The organism is Dysgonomonas sp. UBA7630 (assembly GCF_002483985.1).
Lineage (GTDB): Bacteria > Bacteroidota > Bacteroidia > Bacteroidales > Dysgonomonadaceae > Dysgonomonas.
This window is the reverse complement of the sequence record NZ_DLIY01000011.1, coordinates 15030-35812: the sequence shown is the minus strand read 5'-3', so window position 1 is coordinate 35812 and position 20783 is coordinate 15030. Positions and strand designations below refer to the sequence as shown.

The window sequence follows — 20783 nt, the reverse complement described above, 5'->3', positions numbered from 1 at the left end:
AAAAACAAGAGTTACACAAAGAACTTAATTCAAAAACAAGAGTTTATAAACGAATATAATTCTATATTTTTGTTTCTGTTAATTATAAAATTAGGTTACAATTATGAAAAAAGGTTTATTAGCCCTTGCGTTATTTTGTTTAATAAATTGTGTCTCTGCCCAGGATATACAATTAGTTTCTCCAACCAAAACAGGAGGAAAACCCTTGATGGAGGCCCTGAATGAACGTCAGTCTCATAGATCATTCGAATATAAAGAAATGCCGGCCCAAACCCTATCCGACCTTCTTTGGGCTGCTTATGGCTTCAACAGAGAGGATAAACGAACAGTCCCTTCATCTCAAAACCGTCAGGAAGTTGATGTGTATGTAATGCTCAGCTCAGGTATATATATTTATGATGCTAAGGATAACATACTAAAAATGCAAGAGAAAGGCGATTTCAGAAAGGCACTCGGACAGCCAAACATTTCAGACAATGCCTCATTAACTCTGATCTATGTGGCAAATATGGATAAAGCATCTAATCGAGAAGCCGGATTTATCGACAGTGGGTTTATTGCTCAGAATGTATACTTGTATTGCGCTTCAGTAGGTTTAGGTTCTGTAGCAAGAGGATCATTTACTCGCCCTGACCTACATAATACATTGAAACTTACTGACAAACAAGAAATAACATTCGTTCAACCAGTAGGATACATTAAGTAAATATCAAATTTATAGAAGCATAGAAGAGAAAGGCGTAAGCTTTTCTCTTTTTTTGCTTACAGCCCGTTTATTTCTGATAATACCATACAAGCAGTCTCTACATTTGGAATGCTCTGTATACTCACCGAACGCCTTCCGTTCCTGTCTTTCAATTCACACTTACGAGGATACTTCTGGATGTAATTGAGTAATTTATCGAACGCTTTCGACTGATAGTATGGTGACTCCGAATTTGTAACCAAGAATAAACTCATTCGTCCATTTTTTAAAACAACCTTTTCGATGCCCAGCGTTTTGGCTATAGATCGAAGCCGAACTACCAGAATCAACTCTCGACCTTCGGGTGGAATTTTTCCGAAACGATCTTCGAGACGCTCTGTAAATTGCATTATATCCGACTCTTTCTCCATATTATCGAGCTCCCGATAGAGTGTAATACGTTCCGAATCATTTGGTATATAAAGAGTCGGGAACAAAAGTTCAAGATCACTTTCTATCTGAACATCATCAACAAAGTTTTCTCCCGAAATCTTATTATCTTCATCAGCCTTATGATAGAGTTCTGCAAACTCATCATTTTTGAGCTCATTGACTGCTTCCGTCAATATTTTCTGATAAACTTCATATCCTAAATCTGCAATAAAACCACTCTGTTCTGCACCAAGTAGATTTCCGGCTCCACGAATATCCAAATCCTGCATAGCAATGTGGAATCCATGACCCAGTTCGGAGAAGTTCTCAATTGCTTGCAATCGTCTTCTAGCCTCAGGAGTCAAGGTATGTAACGGGGGTGCTAATAGATATGCAAAAGCCTTCTTATTGCTTCGTCCAACACGTCCACGCAATTGATGCAGATCGCTCAAACCAAAATTCTGAGCATTGTTTATTATTATCGTATTTGCATTAGGAATATCAATACCCGACTCTACTATTGAAGTTGCTATCAATACGTCATATTCTTGGTTTACAAAGTCTATAATAATCGATTCCAGCTTGGCGGGATCCATTTGTCCATGCCCAACAGCAATACGAGCATCAGGAACCTCTCTCTTTATTATATCTTCAAGTTCATGTATATTCTTTATCCTGTTATTGATAAAGAATACCTGCCCGTTACGGCTCATTTCAAACTCTATCGCTTCACGAATAATCAACGGATCGAATGTGTGTACTTCAGTCTGTATCGGATATCTGTTTGGCGGAGGCGTTGTTATTGCAGATAAATCCCTTGCTCCCATTAACGAAAACTGCAATGTACGTGGAATAGGTGTAGCTGTCATCGTTAAAGTATCCACATTGGACTTCATTTGTTTCAATTTCTCTTTTACAGCAACACCAAACTTTTGCTCTTCGTCTATTATAAGCAAGCCCAAATCTTTAAACTGAATATCTTTGCCAACAATGCGATGCGTGCCAATCAGTATATCAACTTTTCCCTCCTTTAAATCGTTTAGAACCTCTTTAATTTGTCCTGCCGACCGTGCCCTGCTGATATATTCTACACGGCAAGGAAAGTCTTTAAGCCTCTCTTTAAATGTTTGATAGTGCTGATAGGCTAAAACTGTTGTAGGAACCAATACTGCAACTTGCTTATTATCTGTTACGGCCTTAAATGCAGCCCGAATAGATACTTCTGTTTTTCCAAACCCAACATCGCCGCAAATCAAGCGATCCATGGGTTTACTGTTCTCCATATCAAGTTTTACATCAGCAGTTGCTTTTACCTGATCGGGGGTATCTTCATAAATAAATGAAGCTTCGAGCTCATGCTGTAGAAAAGAATCGGGAGCGAAGCTAAACCCTTCTTCTTGTCGGCGTTTGGCGTATAGCTGTATCAGGTCGCGGGCAATGTCTTTTACTTTATTTTTAGTCTTCTCCTTAATCTTATTCCATGCCCCTGTACCTAATTTATTGATACGTGGCGGTTCGCCTTCCTTGCCTCTATATTTTGATATTTTATGTAAAGAGTGCAGGGAAACAAAGATAACGTCATTGTTCAAGTAAATGAGTTTTATTAACTCCTGCATCTTTCCATTCATATCAGACCGCACAAGGCCTCCAAATTGACCTACACCATGATCGATATGTACGATATAATCTCCTATCTGAAACTGTTGAAGCTCCTTTAAAGAAAGAGCAAACTTCCCAGAACGTACCCTATCGGATTTAAGGTTATATTTATGATAACGGTCAAAAACCTGGTGATCGGTAAAACAGCAAATTTTTAAAGTTTCGTCAATAAACCCTTCTGATAGAGTCCTCTCCACAGATGTAAAATTGATATTATCTCCCCTGTCTTCAAAAATAGACTTTAGTCGTTTCTGTTGCTTTTCACTATCACTTAATATATATATAGTATATTCTTTATCAAGATATTTGTGAAGAGTTTCAGTGATCAGGTCAAAGTTTTTATGAAACGAAGGCTGTATATCTGTTTTGAATTCGACAACAGCTTCTGCCTGTATTTTATTCCCGAAATGAATATGCTTGAATCCCTTTACCAAGGCATCATATTCACCCCTTAACGTCAACTTATTTTGTAAATCTTTCTCATATTCAGGATTATCTAAAATAGTAGAATCATTATATACACTCTCTACTTTGTCGCTAGCCCATACAAAATCCTTGAATGCAATAACCGTATCCTTTGGAATCAGTTTCAACAACGACTCCCGATCCATATTCGACTTTTGCATGTCAGGGATAATCTGTATCTGCTTTAGTTTCTCTTTCGACAACTGTGTTTCGATATCAAAGGTTCGTATTGTACTCACTTCATCTCCAAAAAAGTCGATACGATAAGGATATTCGCTCGAAAAAGAAAAAACGTCCAGTATACTTCCCCTGATAGCATATTGTCCGGGTTCATACACATAATCAACGTATTCAAATCCAAAACTATCCAACATCTCTGACACGAAATTACGATCGATCTCTTCATCCACCGACATCTGTATCGTATTTTTCTTTAGTATATCTTTAGCTACAGCCTTTTCGGCTAAAGCTTCCGGATATGTTACGATTATCAGGTTTTTATCTTCAACCTGTAACTGTCCCATGACCTCGGTACGGANNGCATCTATCTGTCCGTACTTTATCGCCCGTTTGTATGCCGAAGGAAAGAATAAAACTTTATCTGAGTCTAAAATCTGATTCAAGTCATGATAAAAATACCCCGCACTTTCTAAGTCGTTTAGCACAAACAAATAGCAGCTATCTGTCTTATGAAACAAAGCTGTAGCAAACATAGACGCTGACGAACCCTGCAAACCTTTAACATAGATATCTTTATGCTTAGACAATAAATCTATTATTGCGGGTATATTTTTGTGAGTCTCAAAAATCTGTTGTAGTATGGATAATTTTAGCACTGTAAAAAATTTAATTGGGATGCAAAATTAATAAAATTATTGTTGTGTTGTATTTGCAACGTGTTTATAATATGGATATAATATATAAATTTTATCAATCCTAAACATTTAATACCTCATATCAACTCAATGTAAATATTGCTCTCAAAAAGTGACAAACCACACAAAACACAACATACTAAATATAAATAACATACAAACAAAAGGTGACAAANNACAAAAGTGACACTTTTTATAGAGGTTTTATACTGTCACTTTATACACACTCGAAAACCTCTACCATTAGACAATTTTACACGAATATTGTAACATCAATTACAAGTGCTGAAGCCGATCTATTAAGAGATATTTAATGACTAGTTTCCTAGTCAACTTAAAAAAAATGGGATAAAATTTGTTTTTAAAAAAAAGTTTATAACTTTGTGATCACTTTTATAGCGAAATAATGACAAATTGCTTTTTACATATCCTCAGTCTCATTGATATTCTCCTCGTCGGTCAGAATAAATGAGAAAGGTATGTATATTAAGTTAAGTATATAATAAGGAAATTAACATAGGCCTTTCTCATTCAATGGGAAAGGTTTTTTTTTAACTGTATGTATAATTGTTATGGGATTTGAATTAAGAAGTTCGACTAGTACACAAGGACGGCGTATGGCCGGGGCTAGAGCCCTATGGAGAGCCAATGGCATGAAAGAAGAACAAATGGGAAAACCTCTCATTGCTATCGTCAATTCATTTACTCAATTTGTCCCGGGACACGTACACCTTCATGATATAGGTCAGAAAGTAAAAGCAGAAATTGAAGCTTTGGGATGCTTTGCTGCCGAATTTAATACCATAGCTATAGACGATGGTATTGCCATGGGACACGATGGAATGTTATATTCTCTTCCATCACGAGACTTGATTGCAGATAGTGTAGAATATATGGTGAATGCTCACAAAGCAGATGCAATGGTATGTATCAGCAATTGTGACAAGATCACTCCCGGTATGCTGATGGCAGCAATGAGATTAAACATCCCAACTGTATTTGTATCCGGAGGACCAATGGAAGCAGGAGAGCTTGACAATAAACACCTCGACCTGATAGATGCGATGATAAAAGCTGCGGATGATACCGTTTCCGATAAAGAAGTAAACGCCATAGAACGTGCGGCATGTCCTACATGCGGATCTTGTTCGGGCATGTTTACAGCTAACTCGATGAACTGCCTGAACGAAGCCATAGGGCTTGCATTACCGGGCAATGGAACAATCGTTGCCACGCATGCAAACCGATCGAAATTATTCCAGGATGCTGCAAAACAGATTGTAAATAATGCTTATCGTTATTACAGAGACGGTGATGAATCGGTACTTCCCAGAAATATAGCTACCAAAACGGCTTTTCTTAATGCTATGACATTAGATATAGCAATGGGAGGTTCTACAAATACAATCCTTCACCTGCTAGCTATAGCACAAGAAGGCGAAGTAGACTTCACAATGGACGATATAGACAAACTGTCGCGCAAAACACCATGTTTGTGCAAAGTAGCTCCTAATACTCAAAAATACCATATACAAGATGTCAACCGTGCAGGAGGGATACTTGGTATTTTGAACGAATTGAATAAAGGTGGGTTGATTAATACTGCCGTTTCACGAATCGACGGACTTTCTCTTGCTGAAGCTATAGACAAATATGATATAACAAAAGCTAATCCGGAAAAAGCCGCCGAGGATTTATATAAATCAGCACCCGGAAATAAGTTTAATCTTGTAATGGGCTCTCAAAACAGTAGCTACGCTACTCTCGATACCGACAGAGAAAACGGCTGTATCCGCAGTATGGAGCATGCATATACCAAAGACGGAGGATTGGCTATACTGAAAGGTAACATCGCCCTGAATGGATGTGTTGTAAAAACTGCGGGTGTAGATGAAAGCATATTCAAATTTTCGGGAACAGCCAAAGTTTTCCACTCTCAGGATGCAGCATGTGAAGGAATATTGAAAGGCGATGTACAAGCCGGCGATGTTGTTGTCATCACATACGAAGGACCTAAAGGAGGACCGGGTATGCAAGAAATGCTCTACCCTACATCATATATCAAATCTAAGCATCTGGGTAAAGAATGCGCCCTTATTACAGACGGACGCTTCTCGGGTGGAACATCAGGTCTTTCTATTGGACACGTTTCTCCCGAAGCTGCATCAGGTGGCGCTATCGGCTTGGTTAAAGACGGAGATATTATAGATATAGATATTCCGAATCGTTCTATCGATGTACGCATATCCGATGCAGAACTGGAAGCACGCCGACAAGAGGAGCTTGCCAAAGGTAAAGATGCATTCAAACCAAATCGTAATCGTACGGTATCCAAAGCATTGCGCGCTTATGCAAGCATGGTTAGTTCGGCCGATTTAGGTGGAATAAGAATCATTGAATAATACAGCACAAAATAGAGACAAATATCATGGATAAAAATAAAATTACAGGAAGTGAAGCCCTTATTCAATCTTTGTTGAGTGAAGGTGTAGATACCATATTCGGGTATCCGGGCGGAGCCATAATGCCCGTATTTGACAGTTTATATCATTATAAAGATAAAATAAATCATATTCTTGTTCGCCACGAACAAGGTGCTACGCATGCTGCTCAAGGGTTTGCTCGCACTTCAGGTAAAGTTGGCGTTGCGCTGGTAACCTCGGGTCCCGGTGCAACCAATACCGTAACAGGAATTGCTGATGCAATGATAGATAGCACACCTATAGTTGTTATATCCGGGCAGGTTGCTTCTTCCTTACTAGGAAGTGATGCCTTTCAGGAAGCAGATGTAGTAGGCATTACACAGCCTGTATGCAAATGGGCATATCAGATTCGCAGAGCCGAAGATATCCCATCGGCAGTAGCTAGGGCATTCTATATAGCGTCAACAGGAAGACCCGGACCGGTAGTTCTGGATATAACCAAAGATGCTCAGTTTGGGCAAATGGATAAATCGGAATACAAAAAAGTTGATTTTATCCGTAGCTATCAGCCTAAACCCGAAGTAAAACTATCAGAAATGGAAGTAGCTGCCCAAATAATAAACAGTGCAAAAAAACCTCTAGCACTTGTGGGACAGGGTGTTATTTTGGGTGGAGCAGAAAAAGAATTGCTTGCTTTTCTCGAAAAGGCCGGCATTCCTGCGGCATCTACGGTATTGGGACTATCTGCCATACCCTCCGACCATCCTTTACAGATTGGAATGCTAGGTATGCATGGCAATGTTGGGCCTAATCAGAAAACAAACGAATGTGATGTACTTATTGGTATTGGCATGCGTTTCGACGACCGTGTAACGGGAGATCTTAAGACGTACGCAAAACAAGCAAAAGTAATCCACTTTGATATAGATAAAGCTGAAATAAACAAGAATGTATCTGTTACAGCACGTGTACTGGGAGATGTAAAGGATACGCTACCAAAGGTGACAGAATTACTAACTCCTGCCACGCATAGCGAATGGCTTGGAGAGTTTAAAGCATGTTACCAAAGAGAGTACGACGTTGTCATAGATAGCGAACTATATCCGACATCGGGACAGTTGAAGATGGGTGAAGTTATCAATAAAGTATCCGAAGCTACAAACCACGATGCTGTATTGGTTACGGATGTAGGTCAACATCAGATGATGGCTGTACGCTACTTCAAGTACAACCAAAGCCGTAGTGTGGTTACATCAGGAGGGCTGGGCACAATGGGCTTTGGATTACCTGCTGCGATAGGTGCAAAATACGGAACGCCCGATCGCACTGTATGCCTTTTTGTTGGTGATGGAGGTATTCAGATGACCATACAGGAGTTAGGTACGATCATGCAATATAACGTTGACGTTAAGATCATTATATTGAACAACCACTTCTTGGGAATGGTACGTCAGTGGCAAGAATTATTCTTTGATGAAAGATATTCTGAAACCCGGATGAATAATCCTGATTTTGTGAAAATAGCTGAAGCATACAATATTCCGGCAAAGAAGGTGGACGACCGCAATGAATTGGACGGAGCAATAAAAGAAATGCTGAATCACAAAGGCGCTTATTTGCTAGACGTACAGGTAGAGGTTAAAGGCATGGTTTACCCGATGGTTCCTGCCGGTACTTGCGTTACAAATATATTATTAGGGAACGAATAAGTTCATTATATTGATGAGATTCGTTAAATTTGAAACTGTCTAATATTACAGTTGTAAAAATAAATCTTATGCAAGATAAAACATTATATACGATAACTATATTTTCAGAGAATACCGTTGGTCTGTTAAGTCAGGTAACCAGTGTATTCGTTCGTCGTCAATTGAATATTGAGACTCTATCTGTTTCTGCTTCAGCCTTAGAAGGCATACATAAGTTTACCATCACAGTTTTTTGTGACGAAGATGTTGTAAAAAAGGTTGTACTTCAGATAGATAAGCGAGTAGATGTACTGAAAGCGTATTACAATACCGATGAAGAGCTTATTCATCAAGAAATAGCTCTCTATAAACTATCTACTCCCGATTTTCTTAAGATAGAATCGGTAGAAGAGCTTATCCGCAAACATAATGCGCATATTCTCGACATAAATGAAAACTGTGTTGTTTTAGAAAAAACAGGACACTATAAAGAGACTCAAGATCTATTCGAAGAACTGAGTAAAAGTATTGGGGTTCTGCAATTTATACGTTCGGGTCGGATAGCGATTACAAAATCGAAAGTTGAGAGATTAAGCGACATGCTAGCGGAGTTAGATAAAAGACATAAATCGCAAGACACAAATTAATATATCCATTCAAAACTATATTTAATGTTTGCTCCTATAGGAAGATACGAATTTACGATCGATGCATACTTAACCGATTTCAGAGGCAGAGCCACTTTGCCCATGATTGGAGGTTTTATGCTGCAAGCAGCAACAAAGCATGCCGATGAACGTGGGTTTGGATACTCATCAATGACTTCTCAGCAGCGAGTCTGGGTTTTGTCCCGAATGGCAATCGAGCTGTTCGAATATCCGAAAAACGATACTAACATGATAATCAAGACGTGGATTGTTAGTGTAAACAGATTGTTCACAGAGCGTCATTTTACTTTCGAAGACTCTGAGGGAAAAACAATGGGCTATGCGAGATCACTATGGGCTTCAATAGATCTTAAAACTCGTAAACCGACCAATCTGACAGAGCTGGATGGGTTGTCTGATTATATCTATACGGAAAAAGAATGTCCGATAGAGGGATTGAGCAAAATCTCAGCGTTGAAGGATGATTATGAAAAAGCGGATGAGTTTATTGTAAAATATAGCGATGTGGATATCAATAAACACCTGAACAGTATGAAGTATATTGAACATTTTGTAGATGTGTTTGATATAGATATGTTCAAGGATAAAGAAATCAGACGGATTGAGATAAATTATATATCCGAAGGGCACTACGGCTCCAAGTTGGATATATTCAAAAGAGAAGAAGAAGATTCTAATTTTATTTTAGAAATGAAAGACGGAGAAACGAGTGTATGCTCGACCCGTATTATATGGAAACAATTTTGAACCTAAATATTTTATTTAATAAAAACAAATTATGGCAGAAATGAACTTTGGCGGGGTAGTAGAAAAAGTAGTTACCCGTGAAGAATTCCCTTTGGAAAAAGCAAGAGAAGTATTAAAAAATGAAACCATTGCTGTTATCGGTTATGGCGTACAAGGTCCGGGACAAGCATTAAACCTTAGAGATAATGGGTTTAACGTAATCGTAGGACAAAGAAAAGGTGGCAAAACATGGGAAAAAGCAATAGCAGACGGATGGGTTCCGGGCGAAACATTATTTGATATCGAAGAAGCTGCAGCCAAAGGTACTATCATACAATATCTATTGTCTGATGCTGCTCAGATAGAAGTGTGGCCACGTCTTAAACCTTACCTGACTGCCGGAAAAGCTCTTTACTTTTCTCATGGGTTTGGTATTACATATAAAGAACGTACAGGAATTGTACCTCCTGCCGACATCGATGTAATTCTTGTTGCTCCAAAAGGTTCAGGAACAAGTCTTCGTCGCATGTTCCTCGAAGGTCGCGGTTTGAATTCAAGCTATGCTATCTTCCAGGATGCTACAGGTCGTGCATTCGAAAGAACTGTATCTCTGGGTATTGGCGTTGGTTCGGGATATTTGTTTGAAACAGATTTCAAACGTGAAGTATATTCTGACCTTACGGGTGAGCGTGGTACATTGATGGGTGCTATACAAGGTATCCTGCTTGCTCAATATGAAGTGTTACGTGAAAACGGTCACTCACCGTCCGAAGCATTTAACGAAACTGTAGAAGAGCTTACTCAATCTTTGATGCCTCTATTTGCAGAAAAAGGAATGGACTGGATGTATGCAAATTGTTCTACTACAGCACAACGTGGTGCACTAGACTGGATGGTACCTTTCCATGATGCAACAAAACCTGTATTTGCCAAATTATATTCAGAAGTAGCAAACGGTAATGAAGCACAACGCTCTATCGATACCAACTCTAAACCTGACTATCGTGAAAAACTAGAAGAAGAACTAAAAGCTCTTCGTGAAAGCGAAATGTGGCGTACAGGAGCAGTTGTGAGAAAATTGAGACCAGAAAATAACTAATTATTGATTTCAATATTATACGTATGAAGAGGCTGTTTTTATTCAGCCTCTTTTTATTTATTAGTCTATCTAACTCAAATTCTCTATCTTTGTTTTTTACGATTTATTATTAAGCTTAACACATATTTTAATCACATGAGAAAATTAACGATCTTATCACTTATTATCCTTTCCGCTATTATAACAACCCTTAGTTCCTGTTCGGGCTGTGTAAAACAAGCAACAAAAAAAGTTACAGAAACCGGTATAAATGCTATAGAAGGTGTTGCCGAGGCTGTAGACGAACACGGTGCCCGAGTTGGTGAAAAAGCAACAGATGCAGCAGGAAAACTTGCTGATGGTATAGGAAAAAGCCTAGACAGACAAATGAATGAGCATGCCGAAAAAGTAGCTTCGGTGATGGGTCGTACCTTGGTTCAGACAGTAGAAGGTCTGGATAAAGGAGCTACCGGGCAATATTATGATCCTATTTCATATAATGCAAATATTTGCACGGGTGTAAGTCTCGATTATTTAGGTAAAATCAAGTCTAAAGCTGTAGTAGATGCCTATTTTATCATCCTCGAAAAAGGAATATATAACTGTAAAATAGAGCTTGAAGGAAGTAAAGGGATATTCATTACAAAAGAAACAGAAATAGATAAGCCTGTAACCGAACGGAGATATTCACTTGTCAGCTTTGCTCTAAATATAGAAGAAGAAAAAGAGTTTTCGAATGCAGTTTCTGCAAAAGTAACTATTGTAAAAAAATAAAAAATCAGTATATAAAATGTTATTTATCAATATTTGAGAAAACAACAGTTAATAAGAAGCCGTTAAAAAGAGGTTAGTAATTGATAATAATTAAATTTTTAAGATTATGAATACCTCGAATTTTTTAAAAGACCCGCATTTGAGTAAAGAAACCAAAGAGTATCTGAAGGTTTTGAATTCTGGTGAAAAACCGGTTGAATCATTACCTATATCCGATGCACGTAATGTATTGGTCGATACTCAAGCTGCAATAAAAGTAGATGTTAGTGGTATTGAGGAAACAAAAAAAGTAATATTAGTCGATGAACATGATATAAAACTATATATTGTACGACCAGAGAAAGCTAAAGGTAAACTCCCTGTATTTATTTTTATACATGGTGGAGGCTGGGTTCTTGGAGATTATCAAACTCATAAACGCCTCGTTCGCGACTTAGTTATTGAGTCGGGGTATGCTTGTGTCTTTATTGAATATAGCCGTTCACCCGAAGCTAAATATCCAATAGCATTGAATGAATGTTATACGGCCACAAAGTGGGTTGCAGAACATGGCGATGAAATAAATGTAGATGGAAAAAGGTTAGCTATTGTAGGAAATAGCGCAGGAGGAAATATGACTATCGGGACTTGCCTGAAGGCAAAGGGTAATAAAGGACCGGATATTAAATGTCAGATTCTATTGTGGCCATATTCAGACGCTGGTATAAACACCGAATCATTCAAAAAATATGGAGAAGAAAGATTCCTAACTAAATCTTTAATGATTTGGATGAGAGACAACTACTTATCAAACAAAGCCCAATACGATGATATCTATGTATCTCCTGTACGTGCTGCAACGAACCAGTTGAAAGGATTGCCTCCTACACTCATCGAAGTTGCCGAAAATGATATATTGAGAGATGCCGGAGAAGAATTAGGGCGCAAGCTTGATGAAGCCGGAGTTGATGTTACTACAGTAAGATTTAACGGAGTAATTCATGATTGGGGTCTATTGAATGGTTATGCAGATCTACCTTCAACCAGAAATATGATAATATTCACGGCAGCTATGCTTAAGAAATATTTAGAATAACCCTTATATAGTTAGTAAGAGAATAAATAACTCTATATCATTTTTATTGTATAACAAAAACTTATTCTTATCTTTGCACCCGCTAATAACAATTATGTATAATTAAAATTAACTAGAAAGAAATGGCTACAAAGATCCGTTTACAAAGACGAGGACGTAAAGGTTATCCTTTTTACCACATCGTCATTGCAGATAGCAGAGCTCCACGTGATGGAAAATTTATTGAAAAGGTTGGTTCTTATAATCCTAATACCAATCCTGCTACGATAACTATAAATTTCGACAGGGCTTTGTACTGGTTACAAGTTGGTGCTCAACCTACCGACACTACTCGTAACATCCTTTCTGAAGAAGGTGTTTTGTTAAAGAAACACTTACTTGGTGGTGTTGCTAAAGGTGCATTTACAGAAGCTGATGCAGAAAGTAAATTTGAAGCATGGAAAGCTGAAAAAGAAAAAGGTACTCAAGCAGCTATCAACAAGAATCAAACAAAAGCTCAGGCAGACGCAAAAGCTCGTTTAGAGGCTGAAAAAGCAGCAAACAAAGCAAAAGCTGAAGCTGTAGCTCAAAAGAAAGCAGAAGAAAATGCAGCACAGGCAGAAGCTGAAGCTGAAACAAGTGAAGAAGTAGTAGAAACACCTACTGCTGAAACAGAAGCTCCTGCAGAAGAGAAAAGTGCTGAATAATTTGTTTTAAACAGCATAAAAAAGGCATCCGATTGGATGCCTTTTCTTTTTTATAACAGATAGATATTATAAGAGTATATTATTTTCATCCAACTTTATTTTATTCATTGCTTGCTTAATATAGTGACCAGACTCTATATGTAGGCTGAGTTTTATTGTATTTCGTTTCATCTCATTATATTGTTCTTTTGTAAGAGACAATAAGCGTGGTTTTATTTCTGATAATGAATTTATCGAAAAACCAACCCCATGCTCTAAAACAAATGGTGCCATAGCTGCTTGATTCCAAATAATTACAGGCAAATGACACCGAATATACAATGATACTTTGTGAGGATTATTAAATTGCAGATAAGAACCGAAACTACCGGAACAAGTATCAATCGAATCCCCATCCCAAACCAGTCCAAAATCACCCGTGATACTACTGATCAGATCATCACTCTGAACAAAACCTTTATAAACAAAATAAGGATTTTTTAATTCCTGTTCTGTAGGCTCGAAACCTGTACCATAAAGATTGAAAATAAATGAATCTACATGCTTACTAAATTCGTATAAGAATAAATTTTTACGTCGACTAAGCCCTCCTGCATAATTAACAACATAGTTTTGGTCATCATTGGATCTAAAACTTGAGGTATTTTGGTATTTTGACAGATAATCCCAAATATCAAGAGTCACAGTCTGTCCTTTGTAATTATTCTCTTCCAACCATTTCGCCATACTCTTATTTAAGGCTATAATGTAATCGGAGTTATTTAGGAGCGTAATTTCTTTATCTACAGTAAGCTTCTGCCTTCTAAAAGTTCCTAAATCGTGAATAAGTGTAATGATTTTAGTGTCTTTCAAATGAGCAATACCACAAATAAATGCATAATATTTTTTCATCGGATACTGAAGAAATAAAATACCTTTAGATGGCATTCGTATTACCGCTTTCAGTATCCCTGTAATATTTAAAACAAAATCAATGATTTTATTGTTGCTCGAACTTTGTTTCCATCCTATATTCTTAAACCCAATGCCTTGTAAAATTAACTCTACATCTGTTTTTGCTTTTCCACCAGCACTCTCTATTCCTTTATAGTTTCTGGATATAAAAACCTTTTTCATAGATTTATGTTAATTCATTTTTACAAAGTTAATTTAATTTCCAAACCTTAAGGTAGAAATAAAAAATATTAAAATTAGAGACTTGTACTAGTTACACTTTAAATCGAATTAGACTTGTAATGCACCTATTAGCTCCTGTATGGACGAAATATTATTTTTATCGAGATATTCTTTTATGCCATCTACAACCTTTACAGAAATTGTAGGGTCAATAAAGTTGTGTGTTCCTATCTGTATAGCAGAAGAGCCTGCAAGGATAAATTCAATGGCATCTTGCCACGATGATATTCCTCCCATACCTATCACGGGAATTTTTACAGCATTGTAAGTCTGCCAAACCATTCTAAGCGCAATAGGCTTTACACACGGGCCGGATAGCCCTCCCGTAACAGTAGATAACACCGGACGTCTCTTATTTATGTCTACAGCCATTCCTAATAGTGTATTGATCAAAGAAACAGCATCAGCACCTTCACCTTCTACGGCTTTTGCAATTTCTGTTATATCGGTTACGTTAGGAGACAGCTTTACGATAAGGGTCTTATTCCATACTTCACGTACTGCTTTTGTTACATCAGCAGCAGAACAAGCAGAAGTGCCGAATGCCATACCCCCTTCTTTTACATTTGGGCAGGAAATATTAAGCTCAATAGCCGGTATTTTTTCGAGGGCTACCAACTTTTGAGAACATTCCACATAGTCTTCGATCGTTGACCCTGAAACGTTCACAATGATGTTTGTATCAAAGTCTTTTATCTCGGGATATATATTTGAAACAAAGTAATCTACGCCTTTATTTTGCAGGCCAACCGCATTAAGCATTCCCGATGGAGTTTCTGCCATACGAGGATAATCATTCCCCTGCCTTTCGCGAATAGTAGTTCCTTTTACAAAAACACCACCAATTCGTCCCAAGTCCATAAAGTCAGAATATTCCTTTCCATACCCGAAAGTACCGGATGCTGTCATTACCGGGTTCTTTAAATGCAGGTTTCCTATATTTACTTTTAGTTTATCCATGTCAAATTTTCTATATTAAATACGGGTCCCTCTGTACATACACACACATTCCCTTCGCGTGTCTTCTCTACACAACACAAACACACACCAAACCCGCATGCCATAAGGTTTTCGAGCGACACTTCACACTCTATTTTATTCGTGTTCGCATATTTCGCTACAGCTACCATCATAGGCTTAGGACCACAGGTATAAATTTTGGATATTTGAGTGTTTTTTAATACAGAGTGATCTGTTACATATCCTTTTTCTCCGAAACTTCCATCTTCAGTGGTACAATACAGTTCACCATATTTTCTGAAATCATCCAATTGGAGTAAATCATTTTTTGATCTTGCGCCTAAGAGAAATTTAGGTTTATAGCCTGCTTCCCTGAGGCGTGCGCCAAGGAATAACATAGGAGCAGTACCTACGCCACCGCCAATGAGAAGAAGTTCTTGCTCCGGATTCGAAGTAGGAACTGTAAATGTATTACCTAACGGTAATAGAAGGTTTACAATATCGCCCTGTTTGTACTCACACATTTTCTTGGTTCCATCACCTACAGCCTGAACAAGTAGCCATAATTCGTTTTTTTGCTTATCCACAAAGTTTACCGAAATAGGACGTCTAAGGTAAGTTGAGGGAGATCCATCAACTCTCACTTCTACAAATTGCCCGGGATGCATTTCGGTTAAGGGAGTTTTATCTGTTGTGGTGAGCTTAATGAGGCTATAGTTTTGGTTTAGTTGCTCATTTTGAGTAACAACTAAATCCATCATTTTTTTCATTAACCTATTATTTAGAGATAAATATTTCCTGAGTTATTTCGAGTACAAAGTTAATAAAGTTTGACTTTATAATAAAATTAGGAAAGACTTTAATTTATTCACAAGTTTTACTACCTTTATGTCAAACATATCACGCCAACATAAGCATATATTGTATGAAAACAATCCAAAAGCACATCATTATTGCTATTAAAATATCATTTTGAAATAATAGGTTTATAATCTGTTCTTCTTTTATTCATAGTAATTATCTATATCAAGCATTTGTCTAACATATATCTAAACATAAATAATTATGGAATTGCCTTTTGCCGAACCTTGGAAGATCAAAATGATCGAACCTATTCATAAAAGCACACGAGACGAACGTGAACAATGGCTGAAAAATGCTAAATACAATATGTTTAAGTTAAGATCGGAACAAGTGTATATAGACCTGATAACAGACTCTGGAACAGGTGCTATGAGCGATAGGCAATGGGCTGGCATGATGGTTGGAGACGAGAGCTATGCCGGAGCGTCTTCATATTACAAAATGAAAGATATGATAACGCATATTACAGGGTTTGAATATGTTCTACCTACACATCAGGGACGTGCTGCTGAGAATGTCTTATTCTCTTGCCTAATCAAAGAAGGCGACGTATGCCCGGGTAATTCGCATTTCGATACAACAAAAGGTCATATAGAATCCAGAAAGGCCATTGCTTTAGATTGTACGATAGATGAGGCTAAAGACACTCAACTTGAAATTCCATTCAAAGGGAATGTTGATATCAAAAAACTTGAGGAAGCACTGAAAAAGTATGGAGATCGTACACCCTTTATTATTGTAACCATAACAAATAATACGGCAGGTGGACAACCTGTATCTATGCAGAATTTGCAAGAAACACGCATGATTGCAAATAAATATGCTAAAAAAGTAATATTTGACTCAGCCAGATTTGCAGAGAATGCATATTTTATCAAGAAACGAGAGAAAGGTTACGAAAACAAGACAATAAAAGAGATCTGCGACGAAATGTTCTCATATGCCGATGCTATGACCATGAGCGCTAAGAAAGATGCTATTGTAAATATGGGAGGATTCTTTGCCACAAACCTCAAAGAATGGTATGATGTAGCCAAAATAAAAGGATTTGCTTATGAGGGATATATTACTTATGGAGGTATGAGTGGACGTGATATGAACGCTTTGGCTATAGGTCTGGATGAAAATACAGAGTTTGAGAGTCTTGAAGGCAGAATAATGCAGGTTGAATACCTTGGTAAGAAGCTTGATGAATATAATATCCCATATCAACGTCCGGCAGGAGGACATGCAATCTTTGTAGATGCATCGAAAGTATTGCCAAACATCCCTAAAGAAGAGTTTCCGGCACAAACATTAGCTGTAGAATTATATCTAGAAGCGGGTATCAGAGGTTGTGAGATAGGTTATCTATTAGCAGACCGAGACCCTGTAACCCGGAAAAATCGTTTCGATGGGCTCGATTTACTGCGTTTAGCCATACCTAGGCGTGTTTATACAGACAATCATATGAATGTAGTAGCAGTAGCCTTAAAGAATATATTCGATCGTAGAAAATCGATTAAAAAAGGACTAACGATTACTTGGGAAGCTGATTTATTAAGGCACTTTACAGTTGAACTTAAAAGGATAAAATAGTAATATAATTATCATATACAAGACAAATAAACCTCTCGGAATATAACAATTCGAGAGGTTTTTTATTTTTTATAGACAAATTTATCTTATACAAAAGTGTTCTTTGATATATTTTTGAATATATAAGAAGTTACATTAGTAATAAGTAGTAAAAGAGTCACCTTTGATACTTTTTAAGGATAAACATATGTATACTAATCAATTATATTAAAAATACAATATAGAATAAATAGAAAAGTAGATCATTATAATGGCTTATTATCAGCATTAAATGTTTCAAAAGTATTATCCGAATAATATATAATTATTTTAGTTACTTTCCGCTCAGGTGCTTTTTGGTATATAATAGACTGTTTTACAACGTCTTCATCTGTTTTTTGAGGTTTCTCAACTATTATTTCCTTGCGATATTCTGATTCAGGCTTATCGGATGACTGAGATATTTCATTCTGAAAGAATAAATCGGGCTGGAGATTAGAATTTACCGGTATAGTCGTTGTAGTGAGATGTGATTTTTCTCTATTATCTGTTTTATACATCTTACCATTTCCGGTTAATAACCAATCCGAATCGATGTAATCCATTTTTGATAGTATACGAGATACAACATCCAAACTAGGATTATTACGTCCATTCAATATATGAGATATAACGGCACGTCCTAATTGCAACTTATCTGCAAAAGCTGATGGCGTTAAGTGCTCATTATCCATTATAAGCTTGATTCTATCCTTCATATTTTTGTATATTATCAGAACACAAATGTAAACTTTATATTTTACAAATGGAATATGTTTCCATTTATATTTGTAAATTACATTTGAATACGATAATATACTTTTGTTTTATCTATGTGTGTATACAATTGAATATATCATAAATAAACACTTTATAATAAATATATAATGAACTAATTAATATGTAAATAAATTAATAAAATGACTTATTTAGAGGCTGTATTATTGTATATAATTAATTATGGCTAATATATCTAAATTATTACTTTATTTTATGTATATAATAATCTGATATATAAATTATTACATCAAAACACAGTCAGTATTTTAAGGTTTTACAATTGTTTATTTAATGATTCATAGATAAGCTGTATTCAAATGTATACATTATTACATTTGATTATTTTTGTAATCATATGTAATAATATTAACCTCTACAATCTACACAACATTTGTAAACATACGTATAATTCACAAATGTTACAAGAAAGAAATACATTATGAAATACATCTTTATTAAAATGATACAATCATATCGCAGGAATAAATTAATTGAAGTATCTTTACGCTTTATATAACAATAATTTATAATTCTATGAGGAAAATATCATTATTCATGTTATTTTGTTTTCTCTGCGAGATTCACATATTTGCTTGCACAAATTTTTTAGTTGGCAAATATGCGTCTGTCGATGGGTCAACAATGATAACATATTCGGCAGATTCTTACGCTCTATTTGGAGAGTTGTACCATTGGCCAGCCAAAAAATACTCACAAGGAGAAATGCTAAAAGTATATGAATGGGATTCCGGAAAATATTTAGGAGAAATAGCACAAGCTAGCCAAACATATAATGTAGTTGGTAACATGAACGAGTATCAAGTGACAATAGGCGAAACAACTTTTGGCGGACGAGAAGAATTGGCTGATCCGGATGGTATCATCGACTATGGAAGTCTTATATATATCGCATTGCAACGAGCCAAGACTGCAAGAGAAGCTATTAAAATAATGACCGACCTTGTTGCTGAATATGGCTACTATAGCGGAGGAGAGTCATTCTCGATAGGTGATCCCAATGAAATCTGGGTTTTGGAGATGATTGGCAAAGGTAAGGGAAACAAAGGTGCTGTTTGGGTAGCTGTACGTATACCTGACGACTGCATTTCAGCCCATGCAAACCAATCTCGTATACATCAATTTCCTCTAAAAGATCCAAAAAATTGCCTGTACTCAAAAGATGTTATTTCTTTTGCCCGTGAGAAAGGTTATTATACTGGTAAAGATGAAGACTTTAGCTTTTCTAAGGCATATAATCCCCTGGATTTTGGAGGTCAGCGTTTTTGTGAAGCTCGCGTTTGGAGTTTCTTCAACAAATGCAATAAAGACATGGCTAAGTTTGTGACCTATGCACAAGGAAAAACTCAAGAACCAATGCCTCTTTATATCAAACCTGACAAGAAGTTATCTCTTGCTGATATACAAGGGATGATGAGAGACCATTACGAAGGAACTGAATTAGATTGGACTAACGATATTGGAGCCGGTCCTTTCAAATCTCCATATCGTTGGGCTCCACTTACTTGGAAAGTAGATTTTGTAGAATACTGTAACGAACGCCCTATTGCTACTCAACAATCAGGTTTTGTATTCACATCTCAGATGCGTTCATGGCTACCAAATTCAATCGGTGGAGTATTATGGTTTGGAACAGATGATGCTGCTCAAACTGTGTTTACACCGATGTATTGTTCTGTAACAGAGGTACCTGAATGTTATCGTGAAGGCAATGGTGATTTGTATACATTCTCTTGGACATCAAGCTTTTGGATTCAGAATTGGGTGTCAAATATGGTATATAATAAATACGACTATATGCATCCTGATTTGAAAAAGGTTCAGGATGAATTAGAAGGAAAGTTCTTAGCTGAACAAAATAGTACTGAAAAGGAGGCGTTAGAATTATATAAGAAATCGCCCGAACAAGCAGTTCAATTCTTAACTAAATATAGTGAGAAGCAAGCACAGTATGCTTTTGAAAAATGGAAAAAACTTGGAGAGTTCTTAGTCATCAAATATATGGATGGTGTTGTCCGCAAAGAAAAAGATGGTGAGTTTATCCGTAATGAACATGGAAAACCATCTTCGCCACAGCGAGTAGGATATCCTAAAGATTTCTATGAGCGGGTAGTGAAGGAAACCGGAGATAAATATAAAGTTCTTTATTAAATAT

General features: G+C 36.8%; 16 protein-coding genes. 11 read left to right on the top strand and 5 right to left on the bottom strand.

Annotation, left to right across the window (positions count from 1 at the left end; translation table 11 throughout):
* Positions 1-103 precede the first annotated feature (103 nt).
* Positions 104-706: a SagB/ThcOx family dehydrogenase gene (locus B3P17_RS03565; RefSeq protein WP_252637422.1), complete on the top strand. Its 603-nt coding sequence runs from the start codon at positions 104-106 to the stop codon at positions 704-706.
* Positions 707-762: 56 nt separating this feature from the next.
* On the opposite strand, the gene mfd is transcribed toward B3P17_RS03565, so the two are convergent.
* Positions 763-3954, bottom strand: a complete 3192-nt coding sequence (gene mfd, locus B3P17_RS03560; RefSeq protein ID WP_291103597.1) for a transcription-repair coupling factor — start codon at positions 3952-3954, stop codon at positions 763-765.
* A 734-nt stretch (positions 3955-4688) separates the two neighbouring features.
* Between mfd and ilvD the strand changes: the two genes are divergently transcribed.
* The 8 genes from ilvD to B3P17_RS03520 all read left to right on the top strand — a co-directional run bounded on the left by ilvD (position 4689) and on the right by B3P17_RS03520 (position 13234).
* Positions 4689-6518, top strand: a complete 1830-nt coding sequence (ilvD, locus tag B3P17_RS03555; protein WP_252637423.1) for a dihydroxy-acid dehydratase — start codon at positions 4689-4691, stop codon at positions 6516-6518.
* Positions 6519-6544: 26 nt separating this feature from the next.
* Positions 6545-8248, top strand: a complete 1704-nt coding sequence (gene ilvB / locus B3P17_RS03550; RefSeq protein ID WP_252637424.1) for a biosynthetic-type acetolactate synthase large subunit — start codon at positions 6545-6547, stop codon at positions 8246-8248.
* A gap of 68 nt (positions 8249-8316) precedes the next feature.
* A complete protein-coding gene (ilvN, locus tag B3P17_RS03545; protein ID WP_006843975.1) occupies positions 8317-8874 on the top strand; it encodes an acetolactate synthase small subunit in 558 nt (185 codons plus the stop codon).
* 24 nt (positions 8875-8898) lie between these two features.
* Complete coding sequence (locus tag B3P17_RS03540) at positions 8899-9642, top strand: acyl-[acyl-carrier-protein] thioesterase (protein ID WP_252637425.1); 744 nt, start codon at positions 8899-8901, stop codon at positions 9640-9642.
* A 31-nt stretch (positions 9643-9673) separates the two neighbouring features.
* On the top strand, positions 9674-10720 hold the full coding sequence (ilvC, locus tag B3P17_RS03535) for a ketol-acid reductoisomerase (protein WP_135106081.1): 1047 nt from the start codon (positions 9674-9676) through the stop codon (positions 10718-10720).
* 135 nt (positions 10721-10855) lie between these two features.
* The gene (locus B3P17_RS03530; RefSeq protein ID WP_252637427.1) at positions 10856-11473 is read left to right on the top strand and encodes a hypothetical protein; all 618 of its coding nucleotides are present in this window, start codon (positions 10856-10858) and stop codon (positions 11471-11473) included.
* Between the two features lie 106 nt (positions 11474-11579).
* The gene (locus tag B3P17_RS03525) at positions 11580-12548 is read left to right on the top strand and encodes an alpha/beta hydrolase (RefSeq protein ID WP_252637429.1); all 969 of its coding nucleotides are present in this window, start codon (positions 11580-11582) and stop codon (positions 12546-12548) included.
* A gap of 122 nt (positions 12549-12670) precedes the next feature.
* On the top strand, positions 12671-13234 hold the full coding sequence (locus tag B3P17_RS03520; protein ID WP_252637430.1) for a 30S ribosomal protein S16: 564 nt from the start codon (positions 12671-12673) through the stop codon (positions 13232-13234).
* A 66-nt stretch (positions 13235-13300) separates the two neighbouring features.
* Here the strand turns inward: B3P17_RS03520 and B3P17_RS03515 are convergent, their stop codons facing one another.
* From B3P17_RS03515 to B3P17_RS03505, 3 genes are all read right to left on the bottom strand, one after another.
* A complete protein-coding gene (locus B3P17_RS03515; protein ID WP_252637432.1) occupies positions 13301-14350 on the bottom strand; it encodes a galactofuranosyltransferase in 1050 nt (349 codons plus the stop codon).
* 108 nt (positions 14351-14458) lie between these two features.
* Positions 14459-15370, bottom strand: coding sequence for a dihydroorotate dehydrogenase (locus tag B3P17_RS03510; protein WP_252637434.1), 912 nt, complete (start codon positions 15368-15370; stop codon positions 14459-14461).
* A complete protein-coding gene (locus B3P17_RS03505) occupies positions 15358-16140 on the bottom strand; it encodes a dihydroorotate dehydrogenase electron transfer subunit (RefSeq protein ID WP_252637436.1) in 783 nt (260 codons plus the stop codon). The genes B3P17_RS03510 and B3P17_RS03505 overlap by 13 nt, the downstream gene beginning before the upstream one ends.
* 295 nt (positions 16141-16435) lie before the next feature.
* On the opposite strand from B3P17_RS03505, the gene B3P17_RS03500 reads away from it, so the two are divergent.
* A complete protein-coding gene (locus tag B3P17_RS03500; RefSeq protein ID WP_291103384.1) occupies positions 16436-17812 on the top strand; it encodes a tryptophanase in 1377 nt (458 codons plus the stop codon).
* 245 nt (positions 17813-18057) lie between these two features.
* Here B3P17_RS03500 and B3P17_RS03495 read toward each other — a convergent pair whose 3' ends face one another.
* Positions 18058-18549: a helix-turn-helix domain-containing protein gene (locus B3P17_RS03495; RefSeq protein WP_252637439.1), complete on the bottom strand. Its 492-nt coding sequence runs from the start codon at positions 18547-18549 to the stop codon at positions 18058-18060.
* 595 nt (positions 18550-19144) lie between these two features.
* Between B3P17_RS03495 and B3P17_RS03490 the strand changes: the two genes are divergently transcribed.
* The gene (locus tag B3P17_RS03490; protein WP_252637441.1) at positions 19145-20779 is read left to right on the top strand and encodes a dipeptidase; all 1635 of its coding nucleotides are present in this window, start codon (positions 19145-19147) and stop codon (positions 20777-20779) included.
* Positions 20780-20783 lie beyond the last annotated feature (4 nt).

Bases quoted from the DNA above. Each gene is read 5' to 3' on its own strand.
- B3P17_RS03530 (WP_252637427.1), top strand. From the start codon at position 10,856: ATGAGAAAATTAACGATCTTATCACTTATTATCCTTTCCGCTATTATA.
- B3P17_RS03525 (WP_252637429.1), top strand. From the start codon at position 11,580: ATGAATACCTCGAATTTTTTAAAAGACCCGCATTTGAGTAAAGAAACC.
- B3P17_RS03510 (WP_252637434.1), bottom strand. From the start codon at position 15,370: ATGGATAAACTAAAAGTAAATATAGGAAACCTGCATTTAAAGAACCCG.
- B3P17_RS03540 (WP_252637425.1), top strand. From the start codon at position 8,899: ATGTTTGCTCCTATAGGAAGATACGAATTTACGATCGATGCATACTTA.
- ilvB (WP_252637424.1), top strand. From the start codon at position 6,545: ATGGATAAAAATAAAATTACAGGAAGTGAAGCCCTTATTCAATCTTTG.
- ilvC (WP_135106081.1), top strand. From the start codon at position 9,674: ATGGCAGAAATGAACTTTGGCGGGGTAGTAGAAAAAGTAGTTACCCGT.
- B3P17_RS03565 (WP_252637422.1), top strand. From the start codon at position 104: ATGAAAAAAGGTTTATTAGCCCTTGCGTTATTTTGTTTAATAAATTGT.
- B3P17_RS03505 (WP_252637436.1), bottom strand. From the start codon at position 16,140: ATGAAAAAAATGATGGATTTAGTTGTTACTCAAAATGAGCAACTAAAC.
- ilvN (WP_006843975.1), top strand. From the start codon at position 8,317: ATGCAAGATAAAACATTATATACGATAACTATATTTTCAGAGAATACC.
- B3P17_RS03500 (WP_291103384.1), top strand. From the start codon at position 16,436: ATGGAATTGCCTTTTGCCGAACCTTGGAAGATCAAAATGATCGAACCT.
- B3P17_RS03520 (WP_252637430.1), top strand. From the start codon at position 12,671: ATGGCTACAAAGATCCGTTTACAAAGACGAGGACGTAAAGGTTATCCT.
- B3P17_RS03515 (WP_252637432.1), bottom strand. From the start codon at position 14,350: ATGAAAAAGGTTTTTATATCCAGAAACTATAAAGGAATAGAGAGTGCT.
- B3P17_RS03495 (WP_252637439.1), bottom strand. From the start codon at position 18,549: ATGAAGGATAGAATCAAGCTTATAATGGATAATGAGCACTTAACGCCA.
- ilvD (WP_252637423.1), top strand. From the start codon at position 4,689: ATGGGATTTGAATTAAGAAGTTCGACTAGTACACAAGGACGGCGTATG.
- B3P17_RS03490 (WP_252637441.1), top strand. From the start codon at position 19,145: ATGAGGAAAATATCATTATTCATGTTATTTTGTTTTCTCTGCGAGATT.